The organism is Alkalimonas mucilaginosa (assembly GCF_036327005.1).
GTDB classification, from domain to species: Bacteria; Pseudomonadota; Gammaproteobacteria; order Enterobacterales; family Alteromonadaceae; genus Alkalimonas; species Alkalimonas mucilaginosa.
The window spans coordinates 45,364-66,195 of the sequence record NZ_JAUGZK010000010.1; the positions used below are offsets into that span (position 1 = coordinate 45,364).

The following is a 20,832-nucleotide window of genomic DNA, read 5'->3' on the forward strand; positions in this document are numbered from 1 at the left end:
CCTTGTGTTTGTCTTGCCGGCCTTCGTGGCCGGTTTTTTTATGTCAGTAACCGAAGCTGGTGCTGCCGTAACCAACGCCTTGCAGCCTCCACATCCGGGTAATAACTGCGCACCAGTTGCCAGAAATCGGTAGAGTGGTCCATCCACTGCAAATGAGCTAACTCATGCACAATAACATAGTCAATCACCCAGTCGGGAGCTTTGATCAAGTGCCAGTTTAGTCCAAGCTTACCGGTACTGCTGCAACATCCCCAGCGACGGCGCCAGCTTTTAAGGTAAAAGCTCGAGCAAAACAGCTGCATGCGCTGCTGCCAGTGTTGAAGGCGCGGCTCCAGCCATAGGTGGGCTTGCTGCTGGTACCAACACTCAATTTGCTGCTGATAACTGTACCAGCGCCGCTCGGGCCGAACCCTGCTGCCAGAGTACAACAACAAGTGGCCCCCTTCAAATACGAAACTGCTTTTCTTGGCTTGTAACAATTGCACAGGAATGATCTGATCCAGCAATAACACACCATCCTCAACCGGGTTGCGTTTTGCTTGCTGCAATTGCAGTTGCTGCTGTTGCAGCTGCCGCTGGATCCAGGCTTTATTCTGCTGAATAAAGGCATGAATGTGCGCTTCACGACAATGAGGCGTCGCCCTGACAAAAAGTGACCCCGCTTTCACCTGCAATGCCAGACGCTTGCGCTTTGCACTGCGTACCAGCGTGTAGTTGAGCCCAGTGTCATCATGTTGCAGCATTTTTCCCGCCACCTATCATCCGGCCATTTTTTCTGGCTGCTAGCATAGGTATTTTTGTCCCTGTACTCAAGCATACATTCACCCCAGGCAGCTGTGGTGGTAAGATCAGCCTTATACTTTTCCAATCAGCAGCGAAAATGGACCAAGCATGAAAATTGTATCTTTTAATATCAATGGCCTAAGAGCACGACTGCACCAACTCGAGGCACTGATCAGCAAGCATCAACCTGAGTTGATTGGTTTGCAGGAAATCAAAGTGCACGATGACGAATTTCCGTTAAGTGCTATCGAAGCTATGGGCTATCATGCCTACTATTTTGGGCAAAAAGGTCATTATGGTGTTGCCATTTTAAGTAAGACACCAGCACTGCAGATGCAATATGGCTTTCCAACCGACGAAGAGGATGCACAGCGCCGCATGCTGATAGGCCGCTTTGCATTAAAGGATGGCCGGCAGTTAACACTGCTGAATGGGTATTTTCCGCAAGGTGAAAACCGCAGCCACCCTATCAAGTTTCCCGCCAAAGAAAAGTTTTACGATGACTTGCAGAACTACTTGGTCAATCACCACCAACCGGATGAATTGCTGGCGGTGATTGGTGATATCAATATTTCGCCACAGGACATTGATATCGGCATCGGTGAAGCTAACGCGAAACGTTGGTTGCGGGAAGGAAAAACATCTTTTTTGCCAGAAGAGCGAGCCTGGCTGGCGCGCTTGCAAAACTGGGGACTGACCGATACCTACCGGCAACTTCACCCTGAGACCGGCGAGCAATACAGCTGGTTCGATTATCGCTCAAAGGGCTTTTTGGACAACCGCGGCCTGCGTATTGATGTGGTTCTGGCAACAGCCACTTTAACCAGTCATCTAACCGAATCAGGCATTGATTACGAATTACGGGGTATCGAAAAACCATCGGATCATGCCCCGGTCTGGTCCACTTTCGCACTGTAATCCTGTCACAGACTGTTGCGGATAAAGGCTTTATCCAACTGACGGTAAGCCTGCTGCAACAGCTGACCTAAATCGTAATAACGCAAAGTTTGCTCAGGTGCCTGCGGGGCAGGCACAACCGCAACCCCTTGCAATTGCATTTGTTGCATGATCTGCTGATACCATTGCCGCACAGCCGGAGGCAGGCGCTTGCGAGAACGCACACCTAACCAATACCATCCTTGCAGAGGTATGGAAAGCAATAGCAAGCTCATAGCGATCAGTAAAGGCAGTTGGCTGGCACCATGCCACTGATACTGAAGCACAGCATTCAGCACGGCAATGCCAGGAAGCACTCTCTGAGCCCATTGCGTCAACCGTATCATCCGGTTTTCTGGAAATACGCCATGCAACTCCGGTTGCATTGGCCAAACTTTACTGTAATGCATGCCTGTTCGAATGATCGTATACATCGATTGACGCATGTTTCCTCCTATGATCTGACCTATTCACTTTAGCATAAAACGCCGTGCAAATTTTTTTATTGCACGGTAGCGAACGCACAGAAAATCAAGTCGCATCCCCCTACACAGATAAGGGCTGGCGAGAAAAGTCAACCAAAAAAGTGCCTGAAACCATGACTTTACTGGGATTAACTGTGACTAAAATCAAAATGCACAACGCAAAGTGCGTTTATGGCATTTTTGTCTATATTTTAGCTTATAAACAAACAATCAAAAAATGTGCCAATAGACATAACTAATTTCAATCAATCACTTGCGCCAGTTACACATGAATACCCACAGAATTATCCACAGATTCTGTGGACAAGATAAATGCTGTTTCCAGCCACCCCCCAGGCTTTGTGTCAGTATTTTGTACAGCTAAAATGACACCTTCATCGCAAATTCATGCTTAGTTCATAAAAATATCATTTATTCCAAGGGTGACTAGTGGCAGTAGCTGGATAACGGGTGCATCAAAGCAGCAATTTAGCTATGCTAGGACACAGGGATCATTCACTATCACGAAAACCAGATGCAAACTGTAAACACCAGTAGCGCAAGCCGTCTTCAGGGTTTCTCTGTATTGGCACCAGCAGATGGTTACTTGCAAGCACTGAATCAAGCGCCCAATGCCGTTATTCGGCAGTTAACAAGCCTTGGTTTTTGCCTGCGACTCAGCGCTCCTCATGTGGTCAGCCCCTGCGCCGGTGACGCCCGGCTGGAATTTTGCCCGCACCCCTGCATCCGCTTGCGCCACAGCAGCGGCTTGCATTTGCGACTCGAGCTACCCGAAACACTGTTGTCCCGATATGGCCAGGGACTTCACTGGCAGCTACAGCAGGGCCCTGTCCGCCCGGGCCAGCCATTGCTGACCTTCGATCCTCTTTATTTGCAATACAAACCCATACTCAGCCTTGCCGTCTTCCCTCACCCGGCTATTTGGGCTGAACCGATAGCTGTTAACCGGGCTGTGCAAGCACTGGAGCCTTGTTTTTCAATTCAACTAGCAGGAAAAAATTCATGATTACGCTGTATGGCATTCCCAATTGTGACACCATCAAAAAAGCCTGTCGCTGGCTGGAACAACAACAGTTGCCCTATCAGTTTGTCGATTACCGCCAACACCCCTTAACCGAAGAGCAATTGCAAAGCGCCATTGCCGAGCTGGGTTACGACAAAGTATTGAATACGCGAAGCACCACCTTCCGGCAATTGCCAGAGCAGGATAAAAGCCAACTGGATGCCAGCAAAGCACTTCGCTTGCTGCTGCAGCATCCAACACTGATTAAACGCCCATTACTGCATTGCAAGCTGGGGTATCGGGTTGGTTTTTCCGAAAGCAGTTATCAACAATTGCAGGAGCAACTGGCATGAGCGAACCAAGTGCCGTGATCAAACTGGCGATGGAGTTGATGGCCCGGCCATCGATCACTCCGGAAGACGCTGGTTGCCAGCAACTCATGGCGGAGCGGCTTGCTCCGCTGGGCTTTCGCATTGAGTCGATGTTTTTTGAAGATACCCTGAATTTATGGGCGCGCAAAGGCGATGGCAAACCATTGTTTTGCTTTGCAGGCCATACCGATGTAGTCCCGCCAGGCTCACTCGAGCATTGGCATACCCCGCCTTTTGAGCCAACCCTGATCGATGGTACTTTGTACGGTCGAGGTGCGGCTGATATGAAGGGCAGCCTGGCAGCGATGATCGTTGCTACAGAGCGTTTTTTAGCCCGGAAACCACAGCTGACCGGCGATATCGCCTTCTTAATCACCAGCGATGAGGAAGGGCCTTTTATCAATGGCACCAAGCGGGTCATTGAAACCCTGGAAGCCCGGCAGGAGAAAATCCGCTGGTGTGTCGTCGGCGAGCCATCCAGCAGCCATCAGGTAGGTGATGTTATAAAAAATGGCCGCCGAGGTTCATTAAGCGGCAATCTTGTGGTGCAAGGGGTGCAAGGTCATGTTGCCTACCCACAACTGGCTGATAACCCGGTCCACAAAGCCGCTGCGGCTCTGGCTGAGCTGGCAGCACAACAATGGGATCAAGGCAACGCTTTCTTTCCTGCCACCAGCTTTCAAATTTCCAATATCCATGCCGGCTCAGGTACTACCAATGTGATCCCCGGCGAGATGCAGGTACTGTTTAATTTCCGCTTTAGCACTGAGGTTACTGCTGAGCAGCTGCAACAGCGGGTCTATGCCATCCTGGATAAACATGCATTGAATTATCAACTAGACTGGGTATTAAACGGCGAACCCTTCCTGACGCAATCAGGGACTCTACTGGATTCCGCTGTGAAGGCTGTGAAGCAGGTACAAGGCTTTGCCCCTAAGCTGGAAACAAGCGGTGGTACCTCGGATGGTCGTTTTATTGCACCAACCGGAGCAGAAGTGATCGAGCTCGGCCCCTGCAATGCCACTATTCACAAAGTGAACGAGTGCGTGCTGGCGGCAGATCTGGATCGACTGGCCACGATGTACGAACAGATCTTAGAGCATAGCCTGACATGAGCACTGAGCTGTTGACGTCTTGGCAACTTACCGGTCAGGACGACAGCCATTTGCAGAAGCTTGCTAGCGGTGAGCTTTTACAAGCGGAGGCTGCCAATGCCTGGTTACAGCTGCGTCAATTGGCCAGACGGGATGGTATTGAGTTGGTGGCGGTATCCAGCTACCGCAGTTTTGAGCGTCAGGCGCAGATTTGGCAACAAAAGTGCAACGGCAGCCGTCCGGTACTCAACCAGCAACAACAGGCGCTGGATATCCAGCAGCTGTCTGGTTGGGACAAGCTCGAAGCCATTCTGTTGTACAGTGCTTTGCCAGGCACCAGCCGGCACCACTGGGGTACTGAGCTGGATGTGATGGATCAGGCGGCATTGCCTGCTGGTTATCAACTGCAGTTGGTCCCATCAGAATATCAACCCGGAGGGGTTTTTGCCCACCTGGCCGCCTGGCTGGACCGGCATGCGGCTGAAGCTGGTTTCTTTTTGCCTTACAGAAAGTACTCTGGCGGAGTCGCCGCTGAGCCCTGGCATTTAAGCTACCAGCCGCTTGCTAACGCCTGCTTAAAGCAATTAAGCCTGGACACCGTCCGGCAGGCCTTATTACGCCAACCGATAGCGGAACAAAGCCTGGTCCTTACCAAGCTGCCAGAGATTTTCCAGCGCTATGTCCAGACCATCTGCGAGCCTGCCGCATGAACTGGGCCCTGTTCACTGCCCTGGTACTTGCCTTTGGTGTGATTCTGGGCAACCTGATGCTACTGCGCCATCTGGACAAACTATCGGGAGCTAAAACCACAAAGCCAACCGCTAAACCAGACGAGAATAAAAGCCTTACTGACAAACAGGGCCCTCTATCAGCAAAAAACCAGGGCCAAGCCAGCGAAACAACAAAGCCCGGCCCGGAATAACCACCTAAGACTGAGCGGTTGCGAAAAAACGTTGCAGCTGATCTTTTAAGTTAGGCGGCACACCACGAATGGTAAGTGTATCCTGCTGTGGATCGTATACTACCCGCTCACCCAGATGCTTCTGTTCAAAGCTGACACTAACGCCGGCACCAGCACCACTGAACTTTACCAAGGTTTTCAGGCTTTTCACTTCCACTGGAAATTGCTCGGCTACGGCCAGTTGTTGCTCGGCACAATAATGCAAAAAGCCATGCTGATCATCCGGGTCCATGGCTTCAGACAACTCTTTTAGCACAACATCCTGCCCTTGCTTGCTTTGTTCTTCGCAATATTGATAGACCTGTTGCCGTACCTGATTTTTCTCGGTCGGATCAAACTCCGCTGCACTCAGATACTCTTCCACGGAGCTAAGCATTTGCTTGCTGTTTTCTTTTGCATCCGAACCTTCCGCACAGCCAAGGAAATCCAGAAAAAAATCGGCTACTTTGCGGCCGGCACGGCCGCGAATAAAAGAAATGGCGTGCGGATGGTTGCGATTGAGTTGATATTCAGTCAAGTCAATACGAGCCGCCAGCTGCATTCGGGCAATATCAAGGTGTTTGGCGGCCGCCAGATCCAACTCGGCAGTGACGCTGAAATGCTCTTTACTACCCAGCAGGCACAGCAGCAAATAATCGGTGGCCAGATAACGATAGTGGCTAATCAGCAAATAGCCCGACTCTGCCAACTGATGTTCTGTCAGTTGCCGGACCAATTCAGCTGCCGCAGTCTTAGCCAGCTGTAAAAAATCCTCGGGTTGTTGCAGCCATTGTTCAAGGCTGTCTTGCACCAAAGGGGATTTTTCCTCACTAAAGCGGGCATAGCCCTTGGCCGGCTTTCCGTTGTAAGACAAGTGCAACTGCTCAAGCAGATGGCAGACTTGGGCATTGGTTGGCACCAACGCCTGAGGCTCGCGGATTTGGGGGGCTTGCTGCTCATCCAGCTCAAGATAATGAATGGTTAACTGGAACACATCGACCGACATAAATTTTCCTAATGTTGCAGATTTCTGTTACTATTCACACCAGATAAGCGGACTTTCCCGGTACTCCCATGCCCATTGTATCAAAGTATTCTTCCTCGCAAATTGAAAATCTGGTCAATGCCCTGTTGGACGAGCTGCGTCAGCAAGAGGCCACCACGGAACTTAGCCTGATGTGTCTGGGCAATGCTGTCAGCCATATCGTCAATCAGAATGTGCCTGTATCGAAGCGTGCTGAACTGGTGCAGCAATTTTGTCTGGCGCTAAGCGACAGCATCTCCAGCAAAACCTGATAGCCTAAGTTATGGTACTGGAGCATAACCTTTCACTGGTCAACAAAGTCAACCGACTGCTCAATTGGGGGCATTGGTTTACTTTTTTTAATATCCTGCTGGCCTTACTGGTCACTGCCAGTTATTGGCTTGCTGAGCCTTTGCCGCAAAGCCTGCTTGGCTGGAGTTACCTGCTGAGCAATTGGCTGGGGCATACGGCTTTCCTGTGTTTCTTATTTTTTATCCTGACGGTGTTTCCGATCAGCTTGTTGTTTCCATCACAAAAGCATGTGCGGGGTCTTGGTGCCGCTCTGGCGACCGTGGCCCTGGTTGTACTGATCTTTGATGCTTACGTCTATCGTAGCCTTGGCTACCATATTGGCAATACATCCTGGCAGCAAACCATCGAGTTGATGCAATCGCAGATTGTCACCAATTTGCGCAATTTCGTGCTGATTGTCAGCGTCACCGCAGCCGGCATACTGGCAATGCAACTAACGCTGAGTAATTTTTGCTGGAAAAAAGTAGGTCGGTTGCAGGCAACCCGCAGTGGCCGCCCTATCTGGATTTTCTTTGTTGGTAGCTTTACCCTGAGCCACCTGATCCATATCTGGGGCGATGCCCAACTGAACCTGGATATAGTCCGCCAGGACAATGTGCTGCCATTAACCTATCCGGCAACGGCTAAAAGCTTTCTGGCCCGCTACCGCCTGTTAGACCGACAAGAGCGCGCCAGCAGCCAACAACAGCAATTGGATGCACTGGATTATCTTAAGCCCGTGTCTACCCAGTTGCAGTGCCAGCCAGTGCAAACAGAGCCATTAACTCTGGTCATCACACCAAGATTAAGCCAGCAAGACAAGCAATGGCTGGATCAACAGGGACTGCGCAGGCTGGCTCCGCACTTTGCCCCCACCGAGCCCCAAGAAGCCTTGGTGCACCTGTTGTTTGGCCAGTTTGCTGCCCCAGAATACATCCCTACATTGCTGGAAACACCTCCGTCATGGCTGCTGCAACAGCCTGAACGTTTTGGTATTGAATTGGATGAAAATTTTTCGGTAGTTCCAGCCTGGATGCAAAACTTTTCGCAACCCGATGCTGCCGTGCAATTGCAGTTCCTGCGTCAGCCAGCCGATATCCAGCTACCTGCCGCGGGCCCATTACTGGTAGTGGAGCTGACCGGAAGCCACTCACAGTGGAAGCTGGCTCCGGCATCCGGCTGGTACCTCTGGCCTGAACTACGGCAGCAGCAGCAAGCTGCCGCCGGCTTGCATTTAGATCTGCTGCCTACCCTGCTGGCCTATGCTGGCTGTCAAAGTCAGCCTCTGTTAACCGGTGATAACCTGTTGGCACCACGCAACTTGCCCAAACTGGCGATTAGCCAACACGAAGTGTACAGCTTTTACAAAGATAAGCTGGTGATTATTCGTGAAGATCACAGCTTTGGTGTCTGGTCTGCCGCAACTGGCTTACCGCTGAATGAGCGTTTCGATATGCCGATGCTGGTCGATGCCATGCAGCGGTTACCAATACGCAACAACGATACCACCAGTCCTGATCACTAAAAGCTACCCAACCGCCATTTAAAAAGGAAATCTCATGCTGGCACTTGGTAAAATTAATCGGCTCGCCATTAAAAAGAAAGTCGAGTTTGGCTACTTTATGGATGGTCTGGAGTGGGGTGAAATCCTGCTGCCCAAGCGCTATGCTCCAGCAGATGCTGCACCTGGTCAGTTGTTGGATGTGTTTTTGTATCTGGACTCTGAAGATCAACTCATCGCCACCACTGAAACGCCAAAGATCCAGGTCGGAGGCTTTGCCTTACTGCAGGCTGTCGATGTAAACCGGGTTGGTGCTTTCTTGCAGTGGGGGCTGAGTAAGGACTTGCTGGTGCCCTACAGCGAACAGCAAATCCCAATGCAAGCGAACAAACGCTACCTGGTACATTGCTTGGTGGACAAGAGCAACCGTATTATAGCCTCCAGTAAGCTGGACAAATTCCTGGACAAAACTCCGGCCAAGTACCAAGAGAAGCAAGCGGTTGATATCATTATTGCCAACCACACAGAGCTGGGCTACAAAGCAATTATCAACCAACAACACTGGGGTTTGCTGTTTAAAGATCAGGTGGTCGAACGCTTGTACCCGGGGCAACAGTTGACTGCCTATATCCGCCAGGTACGTAGCGACGGTAAAATTGATTTAAGCCTGAATCCAATAGGTGCAGCCAAAGTTAAAAACCTGGAGCCTGTTATACTGGATGCACTGCAACAAGCGGGTGGGTTTTTACCCTTACACGATAAAAGCAGCCCGGATGAAATTTATCAACAATTTTCAGCCAGCAAGAAGGCCTTCAAGCAAGCCATTGGCAGTTTATTCAAAGCCAAGAAAATTCGTATCGGAGCTGATGGGATCTATTTACTGTAAATCAGCTCTTGCCGCTTTCAGCCAATCCATGGCTTGTTCAGCGCTAAGTGGCCTGGCAAACCAGTACCCCTGGCCGTAATCGCAACCAAGGCGCTGTAAAACCTGTTGCTGGGCCTTGGTTTCAATGCCTTCAGCTACCACACTCAGTTGCAAACCTTTCGCCAGAGCAATGATGGTATTCACAATGGGATGATCGGTTGCATCATCCGTCATATTACTGATAAAACTACGATCAATTTTTAATACATCCAGCCTGAACTCACTCAGGTAGCTCAGACTGGAATAGCCAGTACCAAAATCATCCAGCAGAATACGAATACCGCGCTGTCGCAGCTGCCGCAAGCTGTCTTTGGCCTGGCTGATATTTTCGATCAGCGACCGCTCGGTCAATTCCAGCGCCAGGCAACTGCATGGAATGCCATATTGTTGAAACAACTCATCTAACCAGGTCACAAAGCCCGGCTCCGAGAGCGTGGCACCACAGACATTCACACTAAGGTAAAAGCGCTGACCGGCAGCAAACCAAAAAGCCGCCTGACGCAGGGCTTTTCGCAAGACATAATGATCGATGCGAATAATCAACCTGCTTTGCTCTGCAATAGGAATAAAATGATCAGGAGCAATCAATCCCCGCTCCGGATGCTGCCAGCGGATCAAGGCTTCAAAGCCTTGTATTGCCATGCCCTGCAAAGCAACAATGGGTTGATACATCAAATGAAACTGATCATCCAGTAAAGCAATGGTCAGCTCCTGCTCTATACTCCAGCCAGATGCAGTCTCCGCTTGCATGCTCTCATCGTACACACGGTAGACGCCACGCCCATCTTTCTTTGCTTGATACATAGCAATATCAGCGCGGCGAATTAACTCATCCGGTACCAACCCCGGTGCATCCAGCTCGCAAAAGCTGATACCAATGCTGGTCGAAGCCAGCAAAGACAGGGTGCCAACCTGCACCGGACATTGCAGTGCAGCCAGGATCCGCCGGGCAACTTCTTCGATGGTCGTCAGACCCTCTACATCTTCCAGCAAAATAGCAAATTCATCCCCTCCCAACCGGGCTAAAGTATCACTTTGACGCATGCAACTTTTTAACTGCTTGCCAACCGCAATTAGAAATGCATCACCGATGGTGTGACCATAGGTATCATTGACTGCTTTAAATTTATCCAGATCCAGATACATCACCGCCAGTTTTTGCTCCGGGAAACGTTGCATCCGTAAAAACGCATGATTCACCCGATCCAGAAACAGCGCCCGGTTTGGTAAAGCAGTCAGGCTATCGTGCAAAGCCTGATGTTGCAATTTTCGCTCGGAAAATACCCGCTCTAAGGCGTTGGAGATATGCTGTGCCACAAAGGTCAGAAGCTCCTGATCGCCGTGATCATAGTGAATTTGTTCAATGTAACTTTGCACTACCACCACACCATGCACACTATCGCCGGAATGAAAGGGAACGCCCAGCCAGCAAGCCGGCATTTTGCCGTACACTTTCAGCTGATGTTGTTGGTAAAAAGTGATCAGTTCATCCCGGTTGATCCGTAAGGGACGATCAGTGCGAAATACATAGCCGGTCAGGCTGCTCTTGAGGATCTCTTTGGGATACACCTTGTTAGGTGTTTCATCACCTCGCGTATCAACAAAGTACGGGAAATGCAGTTGATCTTTTTCATCATCGTACAAAGCGATAAAAAAGTTCGGTGCATACATCAGGGCGCTCACCACCTGATGAACATGACTGTAGAATTCGGACAAATCCTCTGCCAGGTAGGAAAAAGCGGCAATCTCATACAAGGATTTTTGCAGCTTTTCGGCATACTCCAGCTTATCGACCGACTCTTCCAGTTGCGCCATAGTGTGTAAGCTGCGCAGTTTACTGGCTAGAATGGAAGCTATGCTTTCCAGCAACCGTTGGTGACGCACGGTAAAGTAGTTTGCTTGCTGGTGTTCGGAATCAATCACCGCCAGCACCAAGCCTTCATCCACCACAGGGACAGCCAGCTCCGACAAACTGGGAGTAACATCCAGTAAATAATGCTCATTTTGACGCGTGTCATGGGCCAGAATAGTCCGGCGCTGCCTGGCGCAATAGCCCACGATGCCCTGTTGCATTGAAAGCTTGCGGTAACCACCATCATCGGTCAGGTTGCGCGAACCTGCTGCAGCGTAACGTACCAATTGCTGCTGGCTTGCATCGATCAGATAAATGGCGCAATCTTCAAAACCGAGCTCAAAAGCAAGCGTGCTGGCGACATAATCCGTCACCGCCTGCACATCATTTAGTTGATGCAGCTCTATGGCAAGCTGATTAATAATTTTGAGCTCATGATTTTGCTCAGTTAACTGAGCTAACTGGTGGTTTAGCTGGGTGACTTCAGGAGTATCCTGATAACGCTTCGTCATAGCTGCAGGGTCATCGCTCGCCGTTTCATTATTCTTTGTCTCGCTTATAACACAGAATAATGGCTTCATACCAGCGTAAAACCATGCCATGCACTACGTAAACCATGCTATGCACTAAAGGTGGCGCACTTTAGAGAAAAATTGGCCATCTGGCAAAGACGGCCAAACACACAACCTTTGCTTTAAAATGCCGCCCGATTTGCAGGCTTACTTAGCACCAAATGCACCGTGCTGGTAGCGCGCTCTAAAAAGCCGCCCTCACAATAACACAGGTAATAATGCCACAGACGAATAAAGTCGCGATCATAGCCAAGCTTTTGAACTTCCTCTTTCTGCTGTAAAAAGCGTTCACACCAGTGGTTCAGGGTTTTGGCATAATCCAGACCAATATCCTGCAGTTGGCGAATCACCAGGTCAGTCCGCTTAGTCACTGCCTCCGACATGCGGTGAATGGATGGCAAGCAGCCGCCCGGGAAAATATAACGTTTAATAAAATCGACTTCCCTGACGTACTGGCGGTAACGTTGATCGACCATGGTAATGGCTTGCAGTACCATGATTCCATCAGGCTTTAACAAAGAAGAACATGCCTGAAAATAAGTGTCCAGGTACTCATCCCCTACCGCTTCGATCATTTCTATCGACACCAGTTTATCGTAACTGCCAGTAAGATCGCGGTAATCCTGCAGCAAAAGAGTAATCTTATCTTGCAAGCCTGCAGCTTCAACCTGGCTTTTTGCATACAGGTATTGCTGCTCTGAAATAGTGGTGGTCGTCACTTTGCAGCCATAGTGCTGAGCCGCGTAAATTGCCATTCCCCCCCAGCCGGTGCCAATTTCCAGCAAATGATCATCAGCACACAACTGCAAGCGCTGACAGAGTAATTCCAGCTTGTGTTGCTGTGCTTGTTCCAGGCTTGCATCTGCAGTCGGGTAAACCGCGCTGGAATACATCATGCTCTCATCCAGAAACAAGCGGTACATAGCATTACCAAGATCATAATGGGCCGAGATATTTTTCCTGGCTTGCCGTTTCGAGTTGCTGTTACGTAGGTTTAATAATTTTAGCCAGGGGCGGCTAAGGCGGGTCCAGTTCGAGTCCATTTGATCAAGCACCGTCAGGTTACGGGCAAAAATACGAACCAAATCGGTCAGTTGATCGCAGCTCCAGGCGCCTTCAACATATCCCTCTGCCGCGCCAATAGAGCCACTGCTAAGCATTTTGCGGTAAAAAGCAGGGTCCTGCACCCGAATGGTTACATGCAAATCGGCTGACTTATCACCAAATTCAAGCAGTTGCGAGCCTTCAGTGATACGAATAAAGCCATGCTGAAGTCTGGCAATGAAGTTCAGTACCACACGACGGCTTAGTTTATCCAGCCAACTCAATTTACGGGCAACCGCCCCCTCCGTCAACGACATTGTCATTGGCATTATCCTTTTTTGCTATGGGCATACACTGGGGTTCTTTTCAGAAACAGCTTCAGTGCATGCCAGTAAATTCGTATTTTTACCAATACGTTAGGCCAGGGATTGCGGATCAGTACTTTCCATAGCTGTTTGCTGCACAGCAGCTGTCGCCGCAATGTCATCCAGGCACAAAATACCTGCTGCTCGTCTTTGTAATTCTGAATAGAGCAGCTCAATTGCTCTGCTGGTGCGTTAACACGCCAGTGATATTGCATGGCAATCGGATTAAATGGCGACACATGAAAAGTCTTGTCGTGCTGGAAACGACCATCAGGCCCGACCGGGATCAAATAGTGATGCCGTTCATTCCAGGGGGTATTGCTCACTTCAGCCAACAGATAGATCAACTGCTGGCTCTGATTGTAACAATAGTACAGAGTAAGCGGGCTGAAGTAATGCCCCCAGTTGGCCAAAGGGCTCAGCAAATAAACATCTGTAATGGCAGTTTGCCCACCCAACTGCTGCACTTTATCGCAGACCGCCTGGTACAAACAGGCAGCCCCTGTCAGGTAATCCTTGCGCCGGTAACTAAAAGCAGCAAAACCTTCGTACTTCAATAACCAACTACGGCCGAGGCTGGGTAACTGCTTGCTATTAAGCCAGAAGTAATGCACTCCATAACCAAAGCCATGTGATTTAGGTACGAAACGCTTGTGTCCTAACTCGCCCAGGTAGAAGGCGTGCCCGCAATCAGTCATCACCAAAAGGTACTCCCAGCGCCCGCGCCACATCAACAGCACTACGCACCCCGTCTTCATGAAAACCGTTGTACCAGTAAGCACCACAAAACCAACTGCGATTAACACCATTAATTTCAGCCCGCCGCTGCTGAGCAGCCATGCTGTAGCTGTTGAATACCGGATGATCGTATTGGAAACGTCGCAGGATCTTGTCACTGGCAATGGCAGCCGTATTATTCAGTGTCACACAAATGGTTTGCTTCGAATCCAACTGTTGTAAGATATTCATATTGTAGGTTAAGGTGGCTTTTTCGCTAGCATCCGCCGTCAGATTGTAGTTCCAGGCTGCCCAGGCAGCACGACGCTTTGGCAGTAAGGTACTGTCGGTATGCAACACTACGTCGTTGCGCTGATAAGCAATAGCCCCCAGCACCGCCTGCTCAACCGGACTGGCATCGGCCAGCAGCTTCAAAGCCTGATCGCTGTGACAGCCAAAAACTACCTGATCAAAGCATTCAATAGAGCCATCAGGCATCACCAACTCAACACCCGTGCTGGTGCGACGCACCGATTGTACCGGGCTGTTTAAGCGGATACTCTCTGCGGGTAGTAACTGCTGCAATCGACGGACATACTCACGTGAGCCGCCACAGATCACCGACCACTGCGGCCGGTCACTGACATTCAATAAACCATGGTTATTGAAAAAGCGCAAAAAGAACCGCACAGGAAAAGACGGCATATCGGACAACCCCGACGACCAGATAGCGGCCCCCATCGGCAGTAAGTACTGCTGCTGGACTGCCTCGCCAAAACGATACTTGGCTAAAAAATCTCCCAAGGTCAACTCCAAATCGGCATGATCATCAGCCAACAGCTTTTTCCCAAGCTTGTTAAAGCGCACAATATCAAGCAGCATGCCCCAAAATGAAGGGCGAAACAGATTACGTTTTTGGGCAAACAAAGTGGCCAGGCTATTGCCATTGTATTCCAGGCCAGATTGTTGATGTTTCACCGAGAAACTCATCTCTGTCGGCTGAAATGGCACAGAGAGCTCTGCCAAAAAACGGTTGAACAATGGATATGTCCAGTTATTAAAGACGATAAAACCAGTATCCACCGCTAGTGTCTTTCCTGCTACCTCGACATCCACGGTCGCAGTATGACCGCCCAGATAATCATTGGCTTCAAACAACACCACCTGATGCTGACGCTGCAACAAATACAACGACATCATACCGGCGATACCACCACCTATTACCGCAATTTTCATAGGATCCCTTCTCAGGCTTGCGCCATTCGTTGCTTTACTTGTTTGGTTGCCCAGCCAATCACTGGCAAATGGCGGTATACCAACTCAGTTAAATCATAATAGTCCCGATGAAAAACAATGCGCCCATCGGCATGCCAGCGCAGCTCTGTGCAACCATCGACTTGAATGGTCTTACCCTTGCCAATGGCTGGGTGAGCGAAGGTCATTTGCCAGCTGATAAAGCCACAATCCCCCTGTTCGCAGTGAGCTTTGGCTTCGAACTTGCAAAAACTCAAACGAGCGTAGGCGTGACTAAAGTAGCGCTCTAGTGCGGTACAGCCCTCCACCTCATGGACCGGATCGACAAAACGTATCTCCGGGTGATACAGATCCGACAGCCGGTGCAGTTCACTGCTAGTTAAACTATTATAAAAATTTAAAAAAGCTTCCAGTCGCTTCATACTATTATCCGTTCTGCTGCCTGGCTTGTTGAAACAATGCCAAAGTAACTTGCCGTGCCTGCGCATGGTCCACCACCGGTTTTGGATAGGACTTCACCATAGTGTCTGAATGCGGCCAGTGGATGTGTTTTGCCGGGCAAGCGGCCAGTGCCGGTAGCCAGGTACGGATAAAGGCACCATCGGGATCAAAGCGCTCACTTTGACTGACCGGATTAAAAATCCGGAAGTATGGTGCGGCATCGGTTCCGGTTGAAGCAGCCCACTGCCAACCGCCATTATTGGCAGCAAAGTCACCATCAATTAATTTGGACATAAAGTAACGCTCGCCCCAACGCCAGTCGATATGCAAATCTTTCACCAAAAAGCTGGCGACGACCATGCGCAAACGATTATGCATCCAGCCGCTTTGGTTCAGTTGCTGCATGGCTGCATCAACTAAAGGATAACCCGTTTTGCCATCGCACCAGGCCTGAAACAAGGCAGGATCATTGCGCCAGCGAATGGCTGCGGTATCAGCCTGAAACGGCTGGTGCTTGATAAGATCAGGCCAGGCTACCAAGACATGCTTGTAAAAGTCCCGCCAAATCAGCTCTGATAACCAAACCGAAGCACCTGAGTCAGCCTGCTGCAAGCTATCACCAGCTTCAAACTGCAACCGCGCAATGCATTGACGTACCGAAAGAGCACCTAATGCCAGATAAGGAGACAATCTGGAAGTGGCATCCAGGGCTGGAAAATCACGCCTCTTTTGGTAATCTTGCACACGTTGCTGGCAATAGTTACGCAATTGCGACAACAAGGTGTCTTGCACCACTGGCCAGGCGGCAGAACTGTGATCACCAGGCTGCATCACAGCCAGTGCTAATGAGGGTATGCGAAGCGTTGGCTGCGCCTTGGGCCTGGGCAGTACTGTGACACCTTGTTCGGCAAAACGCTGCAGCCAACGTTTTTTAAACGGAGTAAACACCTGATACATAGCACCACTACCAGTGACAAAGCTGCCCGGTGCAAAGCCACACTGACGATCGCACTGCCACCAGCCAACACCCTGCTCTGCCAGCCATTGCTGCAGCATCTGATCACGCTGCTGCTCCCGCAGTTCGTATTCCTGCTCACTGTATACGGTATCAATTCCCAGTGGTAATAATGCAGTAAATACCGATTGCAATGCCCGATAATCGGTACCCTCAACCAGCAGCAAAGGTACTCCCAAAGCTGCCAGTTCGAGCTTTAATGCCTCTGCGCGGCGCCGGATCAGATCTTGTTTCATCGGAGCCATATCATGCTGCTGCCAACTCTTGGGGCAAGCCACAAACAGGGCCATGGTTGGCCCCTGCTCCATTGCTGCCAACAGCGCAGCATTATCGTAGGTACGTAAATCTGAGCGAAACCATACCAACTGCACGTTTTGCGTCATATTACCCCCGCAAACCTAATGCTTCCGGATAGGGCTGCAAGTAGGTTTGCGCAGCCAGATACGGGTGTTCAAAACGAGTCAAATGGTGTTGTAACAATGTCAAGGGTGCCATCAATGGCAGATGACCTACTCGGAAGCGATCAATCAAACTGCTCAACTCCTGTCGCTCTTTTGCGGTTAAGTGCTTTTTAAAAAAGCCCTGCAGGTGCTGCAGCACATTGGCATGCGTTTTTCGACTGCAAGGCTGTTTCAAGGCATGCATCAAATCCAGCAGGTAACGTTGTTTCAGCGCTCCGGGTTCAAACAGCCGTGCCTGAGCGACCAAGCGACCAAGCTCACGGTAAGCTGAAGGGCTGTGCGCCATAATCAGGAACTTGTATCGGCTGTGAAAGGCCACCAGGGCACCGACGCTAAAGCCACTTCTGCACAGCTGCTGATAATCATGACAGGCAAAAATACGGGTGATAAAACTCTCTCGTAACTCCGTATCGTGCAAGCGACCATCTTCTTCCACCGGCAACCAGGGATAACGCTGCATCAGCTCACGGGTAAACAAACCTACCCCGGCTTTTCCCAGTTGATGGCCTTCTTCAGTGAATAGACGTACCCGCTCCATACCACAGCTAGGCGATTTAGCACAAACCACAAAGCCAGATAGCTGCTCCATCGTCGGCAGCACCTGATCGGTGTAGTCAAGCATAGCCTGGGTGTAATCACGACTTGCGTCTTTGACCTGTACCAGGTGAATATCACCGTGGCTTTTTTTCAGCAATCGAATAGGTGGCCTGGGTGTGCCAAGACCAATGGCATTTTCCGGACACACAGCCTGGTAACGCACAAACGGCTGCAACTGAGTCAAACAAAAATCTGAGGCTTTATGACCTCCGTCATATCGAACCTTTTGCCCCAACAGACAGGCACTGATGCCAATGGCTAATTGCATGCAGATTTCTCACTAAATTGGATAGATTTTGATACAGCACTGACCAAGTATTGGATCAGCGGCCCGGGAAAAAGAATAGCGACTGCTCAATCATTCAACAAGAAGGGAACTACCGTGACCAGCAACATAATCTCAGCCCAAATGATGAACATGCTGGCATAAAGCAAAGCCCTGATGAGTCAGGGCTTTGTGATGGAATACAATCAGAGCTTACTGGTACCTTCTTCAACCCTGGACTTTAACTTCTGTCCGGGACGGAAGGTCACCACACAACGGGCTGAGATAGGAATATCTTCACCGGTTTTCGGATTACGACCAGGGCGCTCATTCTTGACACGAAGATCAAAGTTACCAAAGCCAGACAACTTTACTTGCTCACCGGCTTCCAGAGCCGAGCGGATCTCTTCAAAAAAAGCTTCTACAATAAGTTTGGCATCACGCTTGCTCACCCCATATTTGGTAAACAATCGCTCTGCGATATCTGCTTTGGTCAGTGCCATGATTAATCCCTCAGCGTTGCATTGAACTCATTTTTCAGCGCTGCTACCACCTGATCAACAACCTGCTGGATGTCTTTGTCTTCAAGGGTTCGCGCACTATCCTGTAACGTCAAAGCGATGGCGAGAGACTTGTAACCATCGGCCACACCCTGCCCGCTATACACGTCAAATAATTTTAGGCCAACCAGTTGATTTCCGCCAACTTTTTTTATAGTAGCAAGAATATCAGCAAAACGCACATCCGATTTTACCACTACAGCCAAATCACGGCGGTTCGCCGGGTAACGGGAAAGCTCCTGGCTTTGCACGATGGCACGCCCACCAAGCGCGGACAGCTCAAGCTCAAACAGGTAACACTTGCCTTTCACACCCAGCTTTCGCTCGGCTTCTGGATGCAAGGCCCCAACCCAGCCAACATGCTGGCCCTGACAACGGATCTCGGCAGTTTGGCCTGGGTGCAGTGCCGAATGCTCACCCGGTACAAATTCAAAGCGTTCTGAGGCAGAAGTGCTGGCCAACAAAGCTTCTACATCGCCTTTGGCATCATAAAAGTCGTAAGGACGCTCCGTCATATTCCATTGCCCTTGACCGACAGAGCCCACCAGCACAGCACCCAGCACTGGTACCTGACGGATGCCATTTTCCGCAGCTGCATCCGGCACAAACTTCAGGCCTGATTCAAACAGCCGCAGCTGCAGTTGCTGCCTGTTTTGGTTTGCTAACACAGTTTGCAGCAACCCAGGCCAGGTGCTTAATCGCATCGCAGACATATCGACTGAAATAGGATTTGGCAGCACCAGGGCGCTGACCCCGGGATACAACAGCTGCTGCACTTTGGGGTCAACAAAACTGTAGGTGATGGCTTCCTGATACCCTCTGTCAACCAGCATCTGCCGCAACTGACTGAGTGAAATCTCAGCTTCAGAGAAACGGCGCATAGTTAAACGAGCATTTGGTGCCTCATTCGGGATCTGATTGTAACCATAGACCCTGGCTACCTCTTCAATCAGATCTTCGGCTATCGCCAAATCAAAGCGCCAGGATGGGGTCGAAACCTGCCAGCCTTCAGCCATAGTCTGAACATCAAGCCCCAACTGACGTAAAATACGTTCAACAGTGCTGGCTTCAATGGCAATACCCAGTAACTTGGTAAGGTGGGCAGCAGTCAGATTGATCTGATTAGCAGCTGGCAGATGCGATTCACTGACGGCCTCCACCACAGGACCGGCTTCACCGCCCACGATCTCAAGCAGTAAGGCGGTAGCACGCTCCATCGCCTTGCGCTGCAGCTGTGGATCAACACCGCGCTCATAACGGTGTGAGGCATCGGTATGCAAACCATATTGACGCGCTTTACCCGCCATCGCTGCAGGCGCAAAAAAGGCACTTTCTAAAAATATGTCACGGCTGTGTTCGGTAACACCGCTATGCAAGCCACCAAAAATACCAGCCATCGCCAGAGGCTTGTGCTGATCGGCAATCAGCAGCGTACCGGGCAATAAGGTTACTTCAGACTCATCCAGTAAAACCAGTTTTTCATCAGCCTTGGCATAACGGACTTGAATATCCCCTTCGATCTTGGCTAAATCAAAGGCATGCATCGGGTGTCCAAGTTCCAGCAGGACAAAATTGGTCACATCAACCACAGGGTCAATTGAGCGCACACCGCAACGACGCAATTTTTCTACCAGCCAGAGCGGGCTTTGCACTCCTGGATTGATATTGCGAATCACCCGGCCCAGATAACGTGGGCAGGCTTCCGGCGCCAACAGCTTGATCTGACGCTGCTCATCATGAGCTGGCGCCACTGCGTTGTACTCAGGAGTCTGAAAATCCAGAGCATTCAGCACCGCGACTTCCCGCGCCAAACCAAGTATCCCCAAGCAATCTGCCCGGTTAGGCGTTAAATCCACTTCGATGCTGACATCATCCAACTGCAGGTATTGGCGAATATCCTGGCCAATAGGCGCGTCGGCGGGCAACTCAAGAATGCCATCAGACTCTTCTGCCATACCCAGCTCAGATAAAGAGCACAGCATGCCCATGGATGGCTGACCACGCAGTTTGGCTTTTTTAATTTTAAAATCACCCGGTAATACAGCACCTACTTTAGCCACCGCGACTTTCAGGCCAAGTCGGCAGTTGCTGGCGCCACAGACAATATCCAGCAACTCCTCATCGCCGACATTCACCTTAGTCACCTGCAGCTTATCGGCGTCCGGATGCTGCGCACAGGCCACAACCTCGCCAACTACCACACCGCTAAAATCTCCCGCGACCGCAGTAACCGCATCCACTTCCAGCCCGGCCATCGACAACTGTTCAGACAGCAGCTCCGAACTCACTGCCGGATTGACCCATTCACGTAACCAACTTTCACTAAACTTCATGTC

Annotated in this window: 21 protein-coding genes; 9 read left to right on the top strand and 12 right to left on the bottom strand. The window is 50.4% G+C overall.

Going from position 1 to position 20,832, the window contains the following annotated elements:
- Positions 1-38: 38 nt before the first annotated feature.
- Positions 39-755, bottom strand: coding sequence for a M48 family metallopeptidase (locus QWF21_RS13095; protein ID WP_330088501.1), 717 nt, complete (start codon positions 753-755; stop codon positions 39-41).
- A 136-nt stretch (positions 756-891) separates the two neighbouring features.
- Here QWF21_RS13095 and xthA point away from each other — a divergent pair, with 136 nt between their 5' ends.
- On the top strand, positions 892-1,701 hold the full coding sequence (xthA, locus tag QWF21_RS13100) for an exodeoxyribonuclease III (RefSeq protein WP_330088502.1): 810 nt from the start codon (positions 892-894) through the stop codon (positions 1,699-1,701).
- A 5-nt stretch (positions 1,702-1,706) separates the two neighbouring features.
- On the opposite strand, the gene yfbV is transcribed toward xthA, so the two are convergent.
- Positions 1,707-2,165 carry a terminus macrodomain insulation protein YfbV gene (gene yfbV, locus QWF21_RS13105; protein WP_330088503.1) on the bottom strand — a complete coding sequence of 153 codons (459 nt, stop codon included), beginning with the start codon at positions 2,163-2,165 and terminating at the stop codon, positions 1,707-1,709.
- 553 nt (positions 2,166-2,718) lie between these two features.
- Here yfbV and QWF21_RS13110 point away from each other — a divergent pair.
- From QWF21_RS13110 to QWF21_RS13130, 5 genes are read left to right on the top strand one after another with little or no spacing between them, the layout of a single operon-like run.
- Positions 2,719-3,210 carry a hypothetical protein gene (locus QWF21_RS13110; RefSeq protein ID WP_330088504.1) on the top strand — a complete coding sequence of 164 codons (492 nt, stop codon included), beginning with the start codon at positions 2,719-2,721 and terminating at the stop codon, positions 3,208-3,210.
- Positions 3,207-3,560, top strand: coding sequence for an ArsC family reductase (locus tag QWF21_RS13115; RefSeq protein ID WP_330088505.1), 354 nt, complete (start codon positions 3,207-3,209; stop codon positions 3,558-3,560). The genes QWF21_RS13110 and QWF21_RS13115 overlap by 4 nt, the downstream gene beginning before the upstream one ends.
- Positions 3,557-4,693 carry a succinyl-diaminopimelate desuccinylase gene (gene dapE, locus QWF21_RS13120; protein ID WP_330088506.1) on the top strand — a complete coding sequence of 379 codons (1,137 nt, stop codon included), beginning with the start codon at positions 3,557-3,559 and terminating at the stop codon, positions 4,691-4,693. Before QWF21_RS13115 ends, dapE begins: the two co-directional genes overlap by 4 nt.
- Positions 4,690-5,382 carry a M15 family metallopeptidase gene (locus QWF21_RS13125; RefSeq protein WP_330088507.1) on the top strand — a complete coding sequence of 231 codons (693 nt, stop codon included), beginning with the start codon at positions 4,690-4,692 and terminating at the stop codon, positions 5,380-5,382. The genes dapE and QWF21_RS13125 overlap by 4 nt, the downstream gene beginning before the upstream one ends.
- Positions 5,379-5,594: a DUF2897 family protein gene (locus tag QWF21_RS13130; protein WP_330088508.1), complete on the top strand. Its 216-nt coding sequence runs from the start codon at positions 5,379-5,381 to the stop codon at positions 5,592-5,594. The genes QWF21_RS13125 and QWF21_RS13130 overlap by 4 nt, the downstream gene beginning before the upstream one ends.
- 4 nt (positions 5,595-5,598) lie before the next feature.
- Here QWF21_RS13130 and yejK read toward each other — a convergent pair whose 3' ends face one another.
- A complete protein-coding gene (gene yejK, locus QWF21_RS13135) occupies positions 5,599-6,618 on the bottom strand; it encodes a nucleoid-associated protein YejK (RefSeq protein WP_330088509.1) in 1,020 nt (339 codons plus the stop codon).
- Positions 6,619-6,686: 68 nt separating this feature from the next.
- On the opposite strand from yejK, the gene QWF21_RS13140 reads away from it, so the two are divergent.
- The 3 genes from QWF21_RS13140 to QWF21_RS13150 are packed head-to-tail and all read left to right on the top strand — an operon-like array spanning position 6,687 to position 9,314.
- Positions 6,687-6,908: a YejL family protein gene (locus tag QWF21_RS13140; RefSeq protein ID WP_330088510.1), complete on the top strand. Its 222-nt coding sequence runs from the start codon at positions 6,687-6,689 to the stop codon at positions 6,906-6,908.
- Between the two features lie 11 nt (positions 6,909-6,919).
- Positions 6,920-8,452, top strand: coding sequence for a DUF3413 domain-containing protein (locus QWF21_RS13145; RefSeq protein ID WP_330088511.1), 1,533 nt, complete (start codon positions 6,920-6,922; stop codon positions 8,450-8,452).
- A gap of 34 nt (positions 8,453-8,486) precedes the next feature.
- Positions 8,487-9,314, top strand: coding sequence for a CvfB family protein (locus QWF21_RS13150; RefSeq protein WP_330088512.1), 828 nt, complete (start codon positions 8,487-8,489; stop codon positions 9,312-9,314).
- On the opposite strand, the gene QWF21_RS13155 is transcribed toward QWF21_RS13150, so the two are convergent.
- The 9 genes from QWF21_RS13155 to pheT form a co-directional block, all read right to left on the bottom strand.
- On the bottom strand, positions 9,306-11,717 hold the full coding sequence (locus tag QWF21_RS13155) for a bifunctional diguanylate cyclase/phosphodiesterase (RefSeq protein WP_330088513.1): 2,412 nt from the start codon (positions 11,715-11,717) through the stop codon (positions 9,306-9,308). The genes QWF21_RS13150 and QWF21_RS13155 overlap by 9 nt on opposite strands.
- Before the next feature lie 182 nt (positions 11,718-11,899).
- A complete protein-coding gene (locus tag QWF21_RS13160; RefSeq protein WP_330088514.1) occupies positions 11,900-13,144 on the bottom strand; it encodes a cyclopropane-fatty-acyl-phospholipid synthase family protein in 1,245 nt (414 codons plus the stop codon).
- Between the two features lie 5 nt (positions 13,145-13,149).
- Positions 13,150-13,884 (bottom strand): DUF1365 domain-containing protein, encoded by a 735-nt coding sequence (locus QWF21_RS13165; RefSeq protein ID WP_330088571.1) that lies wholly within the window; start codon positions 13,882-13,884, stop codon positions 13,150-13,152.
- On the bottom strand, positions 13,877-15,139 hold the full coding sequence (locus QWF21_RS13170; protein WP_330088515.1) for an NAD(P)/FAD-dependent oxidoreductase: 1,263 nt from the start codon (positions 15,137-15,139) through the stop codon (positions 13,877-13,879). The genes QWF21_RS13165 and QWF21_RS13170 overlap by 8 nt, the downstream gene beginning before the upstream one ends.
- A gap of 11 nt (positions 15,140-15,150) precedes the next feature.
- A complete protein-coding gene (locus QWF21_RS13175; protein WP_330088516.1) occupies positions 15,151-15,579 on the bottom strand; it encodes a nuclear transport factor 2 family protein in 429 nt (142 codons plus the stop codon).
- Between the two features lie 4 nt (positions 15,580-15,583).
- Positions 15,584-16,984, bottom strand: coding sequence for a deoxyribodipyrimidine photo-lyase (gene phrB, locus QWF21_RS13180; protein ID WP_330088572.1), 1,401 nt, complete (start codon positions 16,982-16,984; stop codon positions 15,584-15,586).
- A gap of 13 nt (positions 16,985-16,997) precedes the next feature.
- Positions 16,998-17,939 carry a YbgA family protein gene (locus QWF21_RS13185; RefSeq protein WP_330088517.1) on the bottom strand — a complete coding sequence of 314 codons (942 nt, stop codon included), beginning with the start codon at positions 17,937-17,939 and terminating at the stop codon, positions 16,998-17,000.
- A gap of 203 nt (positions 17,940-18,142) precedes the next feature.
- Entirely contained in the window at positions 18,143-18,439 is a 297-nt protein-coding gene (gene ihfA / locus QWF21_RS13190) for an integration host factor subunit alpha (RefSeq protein ID WP_091341292.1), read from the bottom strand.
- A gap of 2 nt (positions 18,440-18,441) precedes the next feature.
- Complete coding sequence (gene pheT / locus QWF21_RS13195; RefSeq protein ID WP_330088518.1) at positions 18,442-20,829, bottom strand: phenylalanine--tRNA ligase subunit beta; 2,388 nt, start codon at positions 20,827-20,829, stop codon at positions 18,442-18,444.
- Positions 20,830-20,832 lie beyond the last annotated feature (3 nt).